The sequence below is a fragment of the Blautia sp. aa_0143 genome, assembly GCF_004167315.1.
GTDB lineage: Bacteria > Bacillota > Clostridia > Lachnospirales > Lachnospiraceae > Blautia_A > Blautia_A fusiformis.
Genome location: NZ_RCXU01000020.1, coordinates 71,461 through 85,528 on the forward strand (window position 1 = coordinate 71,461; position 14,068 = coordinate 85,528).

General features: G+C 46.0%; 19 protein-coding genes and 1 riboswitch. Of the genes, 18 read left to right on the forward strand and 1 reads right to left on the reverse strand.

Annotated features, from left to right (window positions below):
- The first annotated feature begins 28 nt into the window (after positions 1 to 28).
- The 3 genes from EAI83_RS11460 to EAI83_RS11470 are packed head-to-tail and all read left to right on the forward strand — an operon-like array spanning position 29 to position 1,519.
- Positions 29 to 346, forward strand: a complete 318-nt coding sequence (locus EAI83_RS11460; protein WP_129900169.1) for a hypothetical protein — start codon at positions 29 to 31, stop codon at positions 344 to 346.
- Complete coding sequence (locus EAI83_RS11465) at positions 342 to 1,109, forward strand: FAD-dependent thymidylate synthase (RefSeq protein WP_278607500.1); 768 nt, start codon at positions 342 to 344, stop codon at positions 1,107 to 1,109. Before EAI83_RS11460 ends, EAI83_RS11465 begins: the two co-directional genes overlap by 5 nt.
- Positions 1,106 to 1,519: a dUTP diphosphatase gene (locus EAI83_RS11470; protein WP_129900171.1), complete on the forward strand. Its 414-nt coding sequence runs from the start codon at positions 1,106 to 1,108 to the stop codon at positions 1,517 to 1,519. The genes EAI83_RS11465 and EAI83_RS11470 overlap by 4 nt, the downstream gene beginning before the upstream one ends.
- 119 nt (positions 1,520 to 1,638) lie before the next feature.
- Here EAI83_RS11470 and EAI83_RS11475 read toward each other — a convergent pair whose 3' ends face one another.
- Entirely contained in the window at positions 1,639 to 1,953 is a 315-nt protein-coding gene (locus EAI83_RS11475) for a helix-turn-helix domain-containing protein (protein ID WP_005361112.1), read from the reverse strand.
- A gap of 149 nt (positions 1,954 to 2,102) precedes the next feature.
- Here EAI83_RS11475 and EAI83_RS11480 point away from each other — a divergent pair, with 149 nt between their 5' ends.
- The 15 genes from EAI83_RS11480 to EAI83_RS11550 form a co-directional block, all read left to right on the forward strand.
- The gene (locus EAI83_RS11480) at positions 2,103 to 2,612 is read left to right on the forward strand and encodes an SLOG family protein (RefSeq protein WP_129900172.1); all 510 of its coding nucleotides are present in this window, start codon (positions 2,103 to 2,105) and stop codon (positions 2,610 to 2,612) included.
- Positions 2,613 to 2,677: 65 nt separating this feature from the next.
- Entirely contained in the window at positions 2,678 to 2,833 is a 156-nt protein-coding gene (locus EAI83_RS11485) for a DUF3789 domain-containing protein (protein WP_129900173.1), read from the forward strand.
- Complete coding sequence (locus tag EAI83_RS11490) at positions 2,830 to 3,849, forward strand: DUF5688 family protein (RefSeq protein ID WP_129900174.1); 1,020 nt, start codon at positions 2,830 to 2,832, stop codon at positions 3,847 to 3,849. The genes EAI83_RS11485 and EAI83_RS11490 overlap by 4 nt, the downstream gene beginning before the upstream one ends.
- Positions 3,850 to 3,869: 20 nt before the next feature.
- Positions 3,870 to 5,978, forward strand: a complete 2,109-nt coding sequence (locus EAI83_RS11495) for a DNA topoisomerase 3 (protein ID WP_129900175.1) — start codon at positions 3,870 to 3,872, stop codon at positions 5,976 to 5,978.
- Positions 5,975 to 6,358, forward strand: a complete 384-nt coding sequence (locus tag EAI83_RS11500) for a hypothetical protein (protein WP_129900176.1) — start codon at positions 5,975 to 5,977, stop codon at positions 6,356 to 6,358. Before EAI83_RS11495 ends, EAI83_RS11500 begins: the two co-directional genes overlap by 4 nt.
- A gap of 5 nt (positions 6,359 to 6,363) precedes the next feature.
- On the forward strand, positions 6,364 to 6,732 hold the full coding sequence (locus EAI83_RS11505; protein WP_129900177.1) for a cysteine-rich VLP protein: 369 nt from the start codon (positions 6,364 to 6,366) through the stop codon (positions 6,730 to 6,732).
- 192 nt (positions 6,733 to 6,924) lie between these two features.
- On the forward strand, positions 6,925 to 7,518 hold the full coding sequence (locus EAI83_RS11510; protein WP_442859583.1) for a hypothetical protein: 594 nt from the start codon (positions 6,925 to 6,927) through the stop codon (positions 7,516 to 7,518).
- Between the two features lie 13 nt (positions 7,519 to 7,531).
- The gene (locus tag EAI83_RS11515) at positions 7,532 to 8,452 is read left to right on the forward strand and encodes a DUF4316 domain-containing protein (protein ID WP_129900179.1); all 921 of its coding nucleotides are present in this window, start codon (positions 7,532 to 7,534) and stop codon (positions 8,450 to 8,452) included.
- Positions 8,452 to 9,150 carry a hypothetical protein gene (locus EAI83_RS11520; protein ID WP_129900180.1) on the forward strand — a complete coding sequence of 233 codons (699 nt, stop codon included), beginning with the start codon at positions 8,452 to 8,454 and terminating at the stop codon, positions 9,148 to 9,150. Before EAI83_RS11515 ends, EAI83_RS11520 begins: the two co-directional genes overlap by 1 nt.
- Positions 9,147 to 9,491, forward strand: coding sequence for a plasmid mobilization protein (locus EAI83_RS11525; RefSeq protein ID WP_129900181.1), 345 nt, complete (start codon positions 9,147 to 9,149; stop codon positions 9,489 to 9,491). Before EAI83_RS11520 ends, EAI83_RS11525 begins: the two co-directional genes overlap by 4 nt.
- Positions 9,492 to 9,576: 85 nt before the next feature.
- Positions 9,577 to 9,867: a CD1845 family protein gene (locus EAI83_RS11530; protein WP_129900182.1), complete on the forward strand. Its 291-nt coding sequence runs from the start codon at positions 9,577 to 9,579 to the stop codon at positions 9,865 to 9,867.
- A gap of 246 nt (positions 9,868 to 10,113) precedes the next feature.
- Positions 10,114 to 10,229, forward strand: a riboswitch (FMN riboswitch).
- A gap of 117 nt (positions 10,230 to 10,346) precedes the next feature.
- Positions 10,347 to 10,991: an ECF transporter S component gene (locus EAI83_RS11535; protein WP_069423984.1), complete on the forward strand. Its 645-nt coding sequence runs from the start codon at positions 10,347 to 10,349 to the stop codon at positions 10,989 to 10,991.
- An 8-nt stretch (positions 10,992 to 10,999) separates the two neighbouring features.
- Positions 11,000 to 11,692 (forward strand): riboflavin kinase, encoded by a 693-nt coding sequence (locus EAI83_RS11540; RefSeq protein ID WP_161206364.1) that lies wholly within the window; start codon positions 11,000 to 11,002, stop codon positions 11,690 to 11,692.
- Positions 11,693 to 11,770: 78 nt separating this feature from the next.
- A complete protein-coding gene (locus EAI83_RS11545) occupies positions 11,771 to 13,180 on the forward strand; it encodes a relaxase/mobilization nuclease domain-containing protein (protein WP_129900186.1) in 1,410 nt (469 codons plus the stop codon).
- A gap of 355 nt (positions 13,181 to 13,535) precedes the next feature.
- Positions 13,536 to 14,068, forward strand: a 533-nt coding sequence (locus EAI83_RS11550; RefSeq protein WP_129975403.1) for a response regulator transcription factor, incomplete at its 3' end; no start/stop codon positions are given.

Consider the following 14,068-nt stretch of genomic DNA (forward strand, 5'->3'; position numbering starts at 1 on the left):
GGCTGGTTTCAGTTAGGAGGGATGCCATATTACGCAAAATGAAGTCAATGCCGTTTTTGACGAACAGGTACGGCTCTGTGCTGATACCTTGAAACGAAAAACCAAAGAATACACCGGGGATGACCCGGACCGGCTGGGTGCATTTAAGGCAGCGGCAGCTTTACAGCATACAACGCCCCAGCGTGCCCTTGCCGGTATGCTGGCAAAGCATATTGTTTCTCTGTACGATATGTGCTTTGACGAGGAAGCGGTTTACCCGATGGACACATGGAATGAAAAGATCACAGACAGTCTTAACTATCTGTTCTTACTGAAAGCGATTGTAAAGGAGGGACATACCAATTAAACGAATCGAAGTAAAAATTTTGAACTGCCAGGCGGTGGCGGAAGCAGAAAAAAACATGGTCTTTGCGGCAAGGCTTACCCAGCAGGGACATAAGATTGCCTCAATGGATGACCTGATGGAGCTCTACGAAAAATCATTCAGTGTTCAGACAGTAGCAGCTATGGGGGCGCTTCCCCATCCTACCATCCAGAAATTTGCGGTGATTACGGTAGCCATTGTCGGCGCCAGCAGGCGTTTTCTGGCGCAGATCACCCGCCACCAGAACGAAGTAAAATTTATGAGTGCATCGCTGCAGTACAGCAACTATACGGGACAGGCGGATTTCGCTGTCCCGTATTCTATTATGACGGCTCCGGCAGTGGTACGGGAATTGTACTTAAAAAGCTGTAATGAAAGCATGAAATGTTATGAAGCCCTGTGCACTGCCGGAAGCGGGCACGATGCGGCTGGATATGCCACGCCCCAGGGATTGCGGAATGTACTGCTCATCAGCGCTACCCCTTATCAATGGAAACATATCATCAGCCAGCGGGTATGCCGGAGAAATACAGATGAAACAAGGATCGTGCTGCTAAAGGTCTGGAAAGAACTTTATGAACTAAGCCCTGCTTTGTTTGCCCCGTCACTGACCGGGCCTTTTTGTCAGATGGATCGATGTCTGGAAGGTAAAATGACCTGCGGACGAAAACTGCAAGCAGATATGACGCCGGAGGATATTTTAGCAAAAGACTATCCTGCTCTTTGGGAAGGAGGCTGCCGATGAAAATAAAACTGATCGACTTTGGCGTACCGGAGCACCAGCGTCCTTACCGTCCGCATGGCAATGATGCCGGAGCGGATGTTTATCTACCCTATGACTGTACCTTACAACCCGGAGAAGTCGCCAAAATTCCTCTTGGTTTTGGACTGGAAATACCGGATGGATATGCGGGATATATCTTTCCCCGTACCAGCATGGCGGTAAAAGGTCTGGTCTGTGAACTGCCGCCTGTGGATTCCGGTTACCGTGGAGAGATCCATGCGATCATCAGCAATGTAAGCAATCAGCCGCAGTCTCTTTTTAAGGGAGCCCGTATCGGGCAGCTTGTGATCACGCCGATCGTCATTGCGGATTTTGTAACAGATCTGGGAACAGAGCGAGGAACCGGAAGCTTTGGCAGTACCGGCGAATAGAAAAAGGCTGTTTGGAGAACAGTTTTTGAATACTTATCGGTATAGGGAGCGGACATTTCGAGAACATTATAAACTATAATAAAGAAGGTCACGAAAAAAGCGGCCGTTACCATGACCGCTTACTTTCTGCTATTGAGTTCTTTCATAATACCGAGGATATACTGCATGGATTGAGGATCAAGCTGTCTTGCCTCTGCAATGAATTCCTTCAAGGTTTCCGGATAAGTATTTCCTTCGTCAAAGAATTCCTGCGGTGTCACACCCAGATATTCGCAGATGTAGAAAAAAGACTGCATAGCGGGAAGTGACTTTTTATTCTCAATATTATTGATGTAGTTGTTTGCCTGACCTAACGATAAAGACATATCGCGTGCGGAAACTCCTTTTTGTGTCCGCAGCTTCGCTAATCGTTCCGGGACAAAATCTTCATACATCGCCTTCACCTCCCATTCTGTAATAGATTGTACCTTACACCCCTTTATTATCCGCAAAGGGAAAAAGGGTATTATCGTTGACTTGCTAAATAAAATCTATTACTATATGAAAAGTGAAGAATTTTACCTATCAGATGGAGGGATGACCGATGAAAGGAAAGACTTGCTGTGTTACCGGACACAGGGATTTACCGCAGAATGAGATCAACAAAGTAAAAGCCGCTTTGGAACATGAGATCGATGCAGCCGTTACGGATGGATTCACTTGTTTTATGAGTGGCTTTGCAGATGGCGCAGACCAGTATTTTGCAGAGCTGGTGTTGGAAAGAAAGCAGACCAATCCGGCGCTGGAGCTGATCGCAGTGATCCCTTACCGCAAACGTCTGGACAGCCTGAATAAGAAAACAAGAACCCGTGAACTGCTGGAGGCTTGTGCGGATGTTGTTGTCATACAGGAAAAATATCTCCCAAGCGTCTACTCCCACAGAAACCGCTATATGGTAGAGCACTCCGACCGAGTGATCGCTATATATGACGGACGGGAAACCGGCGGTACGGCAAAGACAATCCGCTTCACCCACCGGATGAAAAAGGAACTGCGGGAAATCCCGGTTGGAGAGATCGTCCTGCCGGATCACTTGAAACCAAAAACAAAATAGCTGCCTGTTGATGCGCTCACTTTGAAGTGGGCGTTTTTCTTTGCCCATTTTTAGGAGGAGTGCTTATGTGGAACCTGATCTTACATTTCCTTACCTTTGCCGGAGGAATGGCTTCCGGCGTTATGCTGATGTGCCTTATGCTGGTCGGAAAAGAGAACATGGAACATTCAGAAACCAAACACAACGCAAATTTAACGGACAAAAAGGAGGACAACGATTGAATCAGAATTTTATAGACTATGTAAAAAGCCATATCAAGGAATACCTGCCTACGGAATACCAGAACGCCGTAATTTCCATCAATGAAGTAACAAAAAGCAATGACCGGATGCTGACCGGGCTGACGATTCTTCTTCCCGGAGAACAGGCTGCACCAACTATCTATTTGGAAGCGCTTGCCGAACAGGTGGAACGTGGGATGCCTTTAGATACTGCCATGAAACAGATCGCACAGATCCAGTTGGAAAATTACAGCCGGGTTCCGCTGAACATCTCTATGCTGGAAAACTATGAAGCGGTCCGTCCTATGCTGGCGGTACAGATGTGCGATCCAGAAACAAATCAGGAATATCTGAAAGGAAAGCCTTATACTTCCTGCGGGGAGCTGGCGGCTTATTACAGGATTCAGGTTGCGGCAGATGAGGAAGGAACTGCTTCGGTTGCTGTTACCGAAAGCATGATGCAGATGTGGGGTATCACAAAAGAACAGCTTCATAAAGATGCCATGCAGGCTGCACATGCCAGAAGTCCTGTCTGCCTTTATGACATGGAGGAAGTCATGGCAGAAAGTATCTTCTCTGTAAAACCTGAAAATCTCTTTAACCGGGAAGAACCGCTGGATATAGGATTTGTACCCATTTATATCCTGACTAACCAGGATAAATTAAATGGTGCGTCCGTATCAGCACAGGAAGGTGTCTTGGAAAAAGTCGCTGAATTGCTCGGAACCAATTATTATGTCCTTCCGTCATCGATCCATGAGCTGCTGATTTTGCCGGATAATGGTTCCATGCAGCTTTCCGAATTGGAAGCTATGGTACGGGAGGTCAATGCTACCCAGGTAGCCCCGGAGGACCGCCTTTCTGATAAAGTCCAGTATTATGACCGTGAGACAAAGCTGCTGCAGCGTGGACAGGAAAAAAGCGTTTTAGGACGGCTCTCGGATAAAAAAGCACAGCTTCAGCAGGCGGATCACACAGCACCAAAGCAGCCGCACCGCAGTGAAGTAAGTCTATAAGAAATGGAGGTTACAAAAATATGAAACTTGTGATTGCAGAAAAACCCTCTGTTGCTATGTCACTGGCAGCAGTATTGGGCGCAACGGAAAGAAAAGACGGTTATCTCGAAGGTTCCGGCTATCTGGTGAGCTGGTGCGTGGGACATCTTTTGGAACTGGCACAGCCGGAGGCTTACAAAGAACAGTACGCCAAATGGCGGTATGAGGATCTTCCAATCCTACCGGAAAACTGGAAATATGAAGTTCCAAAGGATAAGAAAACGCAGCTTGCCCTTTTGTGCCGGCTGATGAAGGACAAACGTGTTGATTCCGTGGTATGCGCTACGGACGCCGGGCGTGAAGGAGAACTGATCTTCCGTCTGGTCTATGAATATGCCGGATGTAATAAGCCTATGGAACGCCTTTGGATTTCCAGTATGGAGGATGCGGCGATCCGGGAGGGCTTTGACCGTCTCCGTCCCGGCAGTGATTACGATAAGCTCTATGATGCGGCAGTATGCCGGGCAGGAGCCGACTGGCTGATCGGGATCAATGCCACCCGGCTTTTTTCAGTCCTGTATGGTGTCACACTAAATGTCGGCCGTGTTATGTCACCGACGCTGGCACTTTTGGTACAGCGTGAGTCGGATATTGAATCCTTCATCAGCAAGCCTTTTTATGTGCCGGAAATCACCTGCGGAGGTTTTACTGCTTCCGGCGAAAAAATGACGGAACGATCCGAGGCTGAAAAAATCCGTATGGATTGTGACCACAACTCCGCTTTTGTGCGTTCTGTGGAAAAGCAGGTAAAAACCATACAGCCTCCCCGCCTTTATGACCTTACAACTCTGCAAAGGGAATGTAACCGTATTTATGGCTATACGGCTCAACAGACTCTTGATTATGTGCAATCTCTCTATGAAAAGAAGCTGGCAACCTATCCGAGAACGGACAGCCAGTATTTGACGAAGGACATGCAGGCAACCGCCGCTTCCCTGATCCTATGGCTGCGTGACAATATGCCCTTTGGAAAAGGCTGCGCCGGAGAGCCGGACATTGACCGGGTAACAGACGACAGCAAAGTGACCGACCACCATGCTATCATCCCAACTGTTGAAATTGCACGAACAGACTTGACCGAGCTTCCTTCCGGGGAGCGGGATGTGCTTACCCTGCTTGCCGTCAGGCTGCTTTGTGCCACAACGCAGGCACACCGGTTTGAAACGGTCACCGCTATGCTGGACTGTCAGAGACATACTTTTACGGCAAAAGGAAAGACCATCTTACAGTCCGGCTGGAAAGAGGTGGAACGGATTCACCGTATGAGTATCAGGCAAAGTGAAACGGAACATAGAGAAAACGAAGATGCCGCTCTCCCTGTGCTGAAGGAAGGACAGACTTTTGAAACTGTGTCAGCAAGTCTCCGTGAAGGGAAAACTTCACCGCCAAAACACTATACGGAGGACACGCTGCTGTCCGCTATGGAAAATGCCGGTGCGGAAGATATGCCGGACGATGCCGAGCGTAAAGGATTGGGTACTCCGGCTACCCGTGCGGCAACACTGGAAAAGCTGGTTTCTGCCGGATTTGTACAGAGAAAGAAAAAGCAGCTCATTCCGACGGAAAAAGGAAGGAACCTGATTGCAGTCCTGCCGGACAATATCAAATCTCCCATCTTAACTGCAGAATGGGAATCCATGCTGAAACAAGTGGAACATGGCGAACTGTCGGCAACATCTTTTATGGATCAGATTGCAGATATGAGCCGGACGCTGGTAAAAGAACATACTGCCCCGGAGGAACGTTTTGCGGATCTGTTCCCTTCTTCCAAAGGAACTGTGCATGAAGCCGTGGGGGTATGTCCCCGCTGCGGAGCCCCGGTATATGAAGGAAAGAAAGGTTTTTTCTGCGACAACAGGGAATGTTCTTTCGCTCTTTGGAAAGATAACCGTTTCTTTTCCAGCAAGAAAAAGTCCATCACAAAGTCTGTGGCAGCGGCTCTTTTGAAAGAGGGCCGTATTTCTATGTCCGGGCTTTACAGTGAAAAAACAGGAAAGACCTATGATGCGGAAGTGATCCTGGATGATACCGGCGGTAAATATGTGAATTTCAAGCTGGAATTTCCCGTAAAGAAAGGCAGGCGTAAATGAGTGATCGAAAAACCTTTGAATATGGCGGTTATCACTTCACGCCCATACGAAAATTTCACAAAAAAGAAGGCGACTTTTTCGCCATATCGAAACGGCTGGAAAGTGACCCCAACTTAGGGATGTGTACCTATCAGGAGCGGCAAAAGGTGCCCTATGACTACAAGGGGTTTTATGCCATCTCAACCGACAAAGAATGTGATGTTTTCCGGTGCGAAGAAAATGGCTTATTGTATGTGCCTGGAAAAAACGAACTTTTTATTTACCATGAACCGAAACAGAAAAAGCGGAACTCTATCGCCGATGCCCTTTCACAGTCCAGGAATGTTACTGATATAACCGGAATTTCCAGTGGCCGGCAAAGCAGAGCCCCGGAAAGGTAGGCGTTATGGCAGAGAGAGAATTGAACCGCTCGGAACGGGCTGCGATCCGAAAGCTGGTTACAGAGCTGTGCGCCAACTATGACTCTCAGGATAAGATCTGCCTTCCTTTGGACAGCTCTTGCTATATGCTGAATAAATGGTGGACTGGCGCTTATTGCAGGTACTTTGAAAAGGCGGTGCTGCCGGTGGATGCCGCATTGGAATCAGCTATTACCGGCGAGGACACCTCCATGAGACAGAAAATATGCCCTGTGTGCGGAAAAGTATATCTTCCTACGACCAGCCAGGCATATTGTTCTGATGCCTGCCGGATCTATGCAAGACGGAAATCTGAGCGGGAACGCAAACGCAGGAAACGGCAAAATCAACCATGATATGTCCGCAACTTAGCCTTAAAAGTCCTTGATTTTCAAGGGTTTTTTGCACCTGTTTTTAAGGGAGCTGTATAAGAATACTCCGGTGCTTTGAAATGAGGTTAAGTTGCGGACAAAACATATATTTTAACAAAAACGATAGGAGGCGATTTTTTGAATATCAACACGATTACTGCAGAGGACCTTCGCCGCATGTCAGATAAGGAAGGACTGATCTTACAGGGCTGTGGCGGGGATCTGACAGAGTGGGTGGGCGGGATCAATGAAATGCTGACACATGCAGGCATATTGAAAGATGGCTGTCAGTTTGAGAATGTGGCTGCTTTTCAGCACGGCGAACTGACCTGTTTGCTTTACCCGTTTGATGATGTGAAACTGGATATAGGAAAACTTGCCCTGTGGCGTTTACAGACCCATGAAGTCTATGGCGGCACATGGCTGTCGGACTTTGTGCCGAATTATTTAGGCGGATTTATAGAAACACCGGGAGCGTTGGCAGATAAACCGGATTGTCCACTGATCGGAGCAGATGGGAACATTTTTAATCTGCTGGGTATTGCTTCCCGTACTTTGCGGGAGCATGGTCTGAAAGAACAGGCAAAAGAAATGTCTGACCGGGTATTTGCTTCCGGCAGTTATGGAGAAGCGCTCTGTATCATTGGCGAATATGTCAACATCACAGATTCCGAACCGGAGCATAAGAATTCTCTCCGTCAGCAGCTAAAAGCAACAAAACCGGCAGACCCGGTAAAAAAGCAACAAACTTCCAAACAGCAGGAACGATAAGGAGGGATGCGGAATGGAAAAGAAACTGACCTATGGTGTATGGGCGGTACGAAGCAGCACTTCTATTTTCGGACCGGCACAAAGCTGGTGCAAGGAAAATGGAAAACCGTTGGAATTTGATAGCAAAGCCGATGCTGAAAACTATGCAAAGGAAGCCAACGAGCATACGACAGCAAATGTCCGATACTATGTGAAAGAAAAAGGACCGGAACCCGGTGCTGTTCGGAAAGGAACATCTCAACCGGAGCTGGATGCACGCAGCCATGAAGAAGTGACACCAAGAAATGATGCAGCGGAAAAACAAAATGAGATTCTGGGCAGACAGATTCCTTCTCAAACAGATCCGCTGGTAGAAATCCGCTCTGCGGTCCATAGTAATTACGCAGGCATGGTCGCTATGCTGGGTGCGGACAACTGTGTATATTTGGGGCGTGAGGAACGCTGCTATTATCAGGATATGCAGCCATCTTACTATGACAATCAGGACGGCTCCCTGTGCTTTGTCTGTGATCAGCCAGACATGTATTATTTTCTTTATGGAGAAGGCTGGGCGCATACCCAGGCGGAAATGCTGGAACGAGGGCTTACCCTGCGCCAGTATGAAGAATTTGCGAGACTGCAAAATGGCGTCCTTGCACAGTTTACCACCCAAAGAGAAATTCTGTTTGCCGGACAGCCGTTTCAGGCGCCGGAAAGTTATCTTCGCAATGCGGAGCTTTATGAGGAAGGCCAGACCGGCAACTACAATATGCTGGATGGCAGGCTGAACAACGAACCTCCTGTGCGTCCGGATTTAACAGATGGACAGACAGATGAAGAAATCCGGGAGCTGGTGCCGGAAGCAAAGCCGTCTTTGATGGACCGTCTGAAAGCAGATAAACCGGAGCATGAAGCAAGGCAAATAATCCCTCCTGTGCCGGAAAGGGAACGCTGATGGCTGGGGTAAGATTTGAGGATGTAGAGCTTCTGGGTGCTCTTTCCCGTATCGTAGATCTTCATACCCAACATTATAAAGAGGACTTTGACCTGGATAAAGAACTGATCTCAAAACTGGCTGTGTCAGACCGTTCAGAGGATAAACAGCTTCTTTGGATGTCACGCCCCTGCGGAACCTATACCCTGCGTGAACGGGAAGTTTATCTGGAGGGCAGCCATGAAAACAAAGTGTGGCGGTTTTACCAGGAACAGACAAATGATCCTGTTTTGGCTTATGCCATTTCTTTGAAAGAAGTCAGGGACGGAAAAATATTTGGCGATCTCTATCCGCTAAATTACAGAGAACATGTGGAACGGATGAAAAAATTGACCTGTCCAATCGGAAATGTAGCCGTTGCATTTGAGGATGGAAATGTTATCACGATTCCCTATCAGGAACGGAGACAGCTTATGAACCGGCTTATGCCAGAGCATGGAGCCCCTAAAACAATGACTTATCTGCCGGAAAATGAGCCGGAACTTATGATGATCCTAAAACGGGAACGCTTCAAACGCAGCTATCATGCGGCAGCCGGAAATCTGGAGGAATATCTTGATAAGCTGGAAAAGACCACCCTGCGGGAAAAACTCAAAAAAGCAAAAACGGCGGTTTCGACGCAGGAGGTCTCATCTCATAAAAGAGGGTTGGAACGATGAAGGACGGGCATAACAAAAAATCCGTCCGCGTCGAATTTGTCATGTCCGAACCGGAGGCTGAACTGGTAAAAGAACGCATGGCGGAACTTGGCATTACCAACCTGTCGGCATATCTGAGAAAGATGGCCGTAGACGGTTACATCATTCACCTTGATATGGGAGATATTCAGGAAATGATCCGGCTTCTCCGCATTTGTTCCAATAACTTAAACCAATATACCAGACGGGCCAATGAGACCGGCAGTATTTATGCCGCAGATATAGAGGACATCCGCACCCGTCTGGACAGCCTTTGGGATGGCATGGATAAACTGATCCGGGGATTTGCAAACATTTCATAAACAGCCGGAAAGTCGTTGCTTTCTTTTTGCCGTCACGGTAAAATTTTTATAAGGGCAGATGCCCTTCTGAAAGGAGGCAAAGCGTATGCGTTTGATAGGTAAATTACTGGCACTTCCCTTTATGCTGGTTACGGGGATTCTTTATCTGGTATGTAAATTTTTAGTGGTCCTTTCCGGTGCGGTACTTGGGATTCTTTCCGGGATCATCTTTCTGGCAGCATTGGTGCTGTTCTTTGTCGCAGGATTTTTGCCGGGTCTTGCATGGCTTATGATCGCCTTTCTTATCAGTCCATACGGTCTGCCTATGGCGGCTGCATGGCTGGTAGGGATCATTGGCGGAGCAAACAGTGCCTTAAAGGATTTTATATTTGGTTAAGCAGATTTGGCGGGGCGCATAGGCAGCCCCGCTCTTTTTCTGCAATTATAACTTTTTTGATTGGAGGGATTTTATTGAGAGATACATATTATCATTCTGCCTCTTATGCCAGAGAACATGGCGAATTGAATTGGCGGTAAGTCCTATTTCATAAAATGCAAGTTTCCGAAATATTTCCGAACTTTCTTCAATTCATTGCTTCCAAAAATAGTTGATGTTATAATTGCAGGGAAAACAACTGAATAAAAGTGTCTTCGGGGCAGGGTGAAATTCCCGATTGGCGGTAAAGTCCGCGAGCGTAAAACGCACGATTTGGTGTAATTCCAAAACCAACAGTATAGTCTGGATGAAAGAAGATATGGTTAGATTTCCGCAGATTTTGAGAGGATTACTTTCTTTTCTGTGGCCTAATTATAATGCTAACACCTGAAAGACATTTTCTTTTGGGTGTTAATTTTTTGCCACGGAGGAAAGCAATTATGAACAGTAAAACAAAAAGAATCACAGTTATTGGTATGCTATGTGCGATCACTTATGTCACTATGGTTGTTGGCAGGATTCCTATTATTCTATTCTTAAAGTATGATCCATCCGATGTTATTGTAACTTTGGGCGGCTTTATTTGGGGGCCGATGACTTCCTGCATTGTATCTGTTATTGTAGCAACCCTTGAAATGATTACAGTAAGCGATACCGGAATATTAGGTTGTATTATGAATATCGTACAAACACTATCTTTTGCGTGTACGGCATCTGTCATTTACAAAAAAAAGCACACTTTATCTGGTGCAGTGATTGGTCTGGCATCGGGATGGCTAATAACGGTTATCGTTATGCTGTTGTGGAACTATTTGGTAACGCCGCTTTATATGGGGTATCCAAGAGAAGCAGTTGTAGAATTGTTACTTCCTGCCTTTCTTCCATTTAACTTATTGAAAGGTGGGTTAAATGCGTCCATTACATTTTTACTGTATAAGCCCATAGTTACCGCTTTGAGAAAAAGCGGATATGTTGCTACTTTGGAAAATGAAGCAAGACAAAAGCATACTGGTCTGCTTATGCTGGCAAGTTTTATTATAGTAACTTGTGTTTTGATTATCCTGTCAATGAATGGGATTATATGAGGATTGAAATGAAAGAAAAAATAAATGAGCCTATTTGCACACTAACAGGGATCGTTATACATGGCCGAGGTATTGGAAAGCATGTGGGGACACCTACCGCAAACATAGAAATAGCAAAAAATACATTTTTGCCAAAGACAGGGGTGTATGTGGCAGATATTCTTTTAAGTGACAAGATATATTATGGTGTTACCCATATTGGGACGCGCCCTACACTTGATAATGATAGCTTTGTTTCAATCGAAACACATATTTTTGATTTTGATAAGGACATATATGGGTGTACGATAACTATCAACCTATATAAGAAATTGAGGGAAGTCAGAAAATTTAATGAATTATCCTTGCTGCTTGAACAAATTGCGAATGACCGGACAATGGCACAAGAATTTTGGGGATTAAAGCAAACAAATCACACCTTACACATTGATGTTAACCGGCATTGTGTAATATTAGGACAGCAGGAAGTTTATTTATCAACAAACGAATTTGAAGTCCTTTATTTGTTACTGCAATCTCCTCAAACCACATTCACAAAAGAACAGATTTATAAACAGATTTGGCATGAACCCACAAATAACCATTTGCACGCAGTAGAAAACACGATTTTTCAAATACGAAAAAGGTTAAAACCATATTGCAAGGGACACGAGTATATAAAAACAGTAATTGGCTATGGTTATAAATTTAATAATAACTAACAAATTCGGCCGAGTTAACTAAAGTGCTACCACAATTTTTTATATATGGATCAAATTCTAAGTTAGGGGGTGACGAAAATAGCGACCACAAGACTGATGCCTTTGCATGTAGGAAAAGGTCGGGACATCTCTACTGCGATTGCAGATATTATTGATTATGTAGAAAATCCGCAGAAAACCGATTTTGGAAAATTCATTTATGGCTATGAGTGTGATACCCGGCTTGCTGATGCAGAATTCCTTCTGTCCAAACGACAGTATGCAAATCTGACCGGCAGAAATCAGGGTTCGGATGATGTGATCGCCTACCATCTTCGTCAGGCGTTTAAGCCCGGCGAAGTTGCGCCGGAAGAAGCCAATCAGATCGGCAGGGAGCTGGCGCTAAAACTCACAAAAGGAAACCATGCCTTTGTCGTCTGTACCCATGTAGATAAGCACCATGTCCATAATCACATCATTATCAACTCTACTACACTGGACTGTCAGAAAAAATTTCGCAACTTCTGGGGCTCTACCTGGGCGATCCGGCGAATGAATGACAAGCTGTGTTTGGAACATGGTCTTTCGATTATAGAAAATCCGAAACCCAGCCGGGAGCATTATGGCACATGGCTGGGAAATAAAAAGCAGCCTTCCTTTCAGGAGCAGATACGCATTGCTATTGATGCTGCATTAGAAGAAAAGCCAAAAGATTTTGGGGAACTTCTAAAGAAGCTGGAGGCTGCCGGGATTGAAGTTAATCGTGAAAGAAAACATCTTCGGTTCCGAGTTCCGGGACAGGAAAATTATACCCGATGTGATACGCTCAAAGGCGATTATACAGAACAGGCCATCAAAGAACGAATTGCCGGTACACGGACAGTAAAATCCCGCCATACTTTTTCAAAAAAACCGGTTTCCAAAGTTGGATTGCTGGTAGATATAGAGGCTGCAATCCGTTCCGGCAAAGGTCCCGGTTATGAGCGTTGGGCAAAAGTGTTCAACTTAAAACAGCTTTCCCAGGCAGTGCTCTACTTAAAAGAACATGGCGATATGGGTTATGAGGATCTTCTGGAAAAAGCCAACGCCGCTACCACTAATTTCAATACCTTATCCGTTCAGATCAAAGATCTGGAGTCAAAAATGAACGCCAATGCCGAGCTGCAAAAGCAGATTGTAAACTATGTGAAAACGCGAGCTGTCTATGTAGAATATCGCAAAGCTGGGTATAGCAAAAAATACCGAACAGCACATGAGTCTGAAATTCTGCTGCACAAGGCGGCAAAGAATCATTTTGACGAGTTGGGAATCCAAAAGCTCCCCTCTGTCAAATCTCTCCGGGAGGAATACAGCGATCTTCTGGAACAAAAACGGAAATCCTATTCTTCCTATAAGCAGGCCAAAAATGATATGAGAGAACTTCATAATGTTCGATCCAATGTGGAATATCTATTAGAGATTTCTTCCCCACCACAACCGCAGCGTAGCACAGAAAAATCTCGTCAATAAGGTTGTCTGCTTTTCGTTTTCAGCGTTCCAACGGAACGCGCAGCCATTGCCACCGGCAATGATCTCAGGGGTTTGGGGATATGTCACCAACAAGCATTTAGCAGGAATTCCGGGAACGGGATTTCTGCTAAATACGCAATCTTACGTAAGATTGCATTGCTTGCCAGTAGTTTTAAGAGTCTTTGGCAGAGGTATAGTTGCCGCATTGATAAACCTTTGATAACTGCCTATAATAGAGTTATTATTTTGAACTGCTATAACAGAGAAATGCAAAAAATAAAATTTTTTGTCCGTTGTAACATTTCGCGGACATTTGCCTGTTATACTATCTGCAAAAAGCAAAGGAAGTGAGGATATGAAGCAGATTTTAATTGTCGAGGACGACAGTTTTTTGAATAAGATGTTGGCCTATAACCTGACCGCAGACGGCTACGGCGTGACTTCTGCCCTAAATGCCAGAACCGCAGCCGACGCCATCCGCCAGCGGGAATTTGATCTGGTGCTGCTGGACATCAACCTGCCGGATGGGAACGGTTTTGAACTGTGCAAGCTGATAAAGCCCCAGCACCCGGATACCATCGTGATTTTCCTGACCGCCAACGATCAGGAGAGCGACCAGATACGGGGTTATGAGGTGGGCGCGGTGGACTACATCACAAAGCCCTTTGTGATTGGGGCCTTGCAGCGGAAAATCAAAGCCATGTTCGCCATGCTGGAACACCACAAACCGGCCAAGGACATTTACGACGACGGGCGGTTGTTTCTGGACTTCTCGGAGCAGACGGCTTCCTTAAACGGCAAGCCCCTGACTCTATCCCCGATGGAGTACAAAATGCTGAACCTGTTTCGTAAAAATCCCCGGCAAGTGCTGACCCGTGGGCAGCTTTT

Excerpts from the sequence above, each read along its gene's own strand:
- EAI83_RS11470 (WP_129900171.1), top strand. The coding sequence starts at position 1,106 with ATGAAAATAAAACTGATCGACTTTGGCGTACCGGAGCACCAGCGTCCT.
- EAI83_RS11475 (WP_005361112.1), bottom strand. The coding sequence starts at position 1,953 with ATGTATGAAGATTTTGTCCCGGAACGATTAGCGAAGCTGCGGACACAA.
- EAI83_RS11480 (WP_129900172.1), top strand. The coding sequence starts at position 2,103 with ATGAAAGGAAAGACTTGCTGTGTTACCGGACACAGGGATTTACCGCAG.
- EAI83_RS11485 (WP_129900173.1), top strand. The coding sequence starts at position 2,678 with ATGTGGAACCTGATCTTACATTTCCTTACCTTTGCCGGAGGAATGGCT.
- EAI83_RS11495 (WP_129900175.1), top strand. The coding sequence starts at position 3,870 with ATGAAACTTGTGATTGCAGAAAAACCCTCTGTTGCTATGTCACTGGCA.
- EAI83_RS11500 (WP_129900176.1), top strand. The coding sequence starts at position 5,975 with ATGAGTGATCGAAAAACCTTTGAATATGGCGGTTATCACTTCACGCCC.
- EAI83_RS11505 (WP_129900177.1), top strand. The coding sequence starts at position 6,364 with ATGGCAGAGAGAGAATTGAACCGCTCGGAACGGGCTGCGATCCGAAAG.
- EAI83_RS11510 (WP_442859583.1), top strand. The coding sequence starts at position 6,925 with ATGTCAGATAAGGAAGGACTGATCTTACAGGGCTGTGGCGGGGATCTG.
- EAI83_RS11515 (WP_129900179.1), top strand. The coding sequence starts at position 7,532 with ATGGAAAAGAAACTGACCTATGGTGTATGGGCGGTACGAAGCAGCACT.
- EAI83_RS11520 (WP_129900180.1), top strand. The coding sequence starts at position 8,452 with ATGGCTGGGGTAAGATTTGAGGATGTAGAGCTTCTGGGTGCTCTTTCC.
- EAI83_RS11525 (WP_129900181.1), top strand. The coding sequence starts at position 9,147 with ATGAAGGACGGGCATAACAAAAAATCCGTCCGCGTCGAATTTGTCATG.
- EAI83_RS11530 (WP_129900182.1), top strand. The coding sequence starts at position 9,577 with ATGCGTTTGATAGGTAAATTACTGGCACTTCCCTTTATGCTGGTTACG.
- EAI83_RS11535 (WP_069423984.1), top strand. The coding sequence starts at position 10,347 with ATGAACAGTAAAACAAAAAGAATCACAGTTATTGGTATGCTATGTGCG.
- EAI83_RS11540 (WP_161206364.1), top strand. The coding sequence starts at position 11,000 with ATGAAAGAAAAAATAAATGAGCCTATTTGCACACTAACAGGGATCGTT.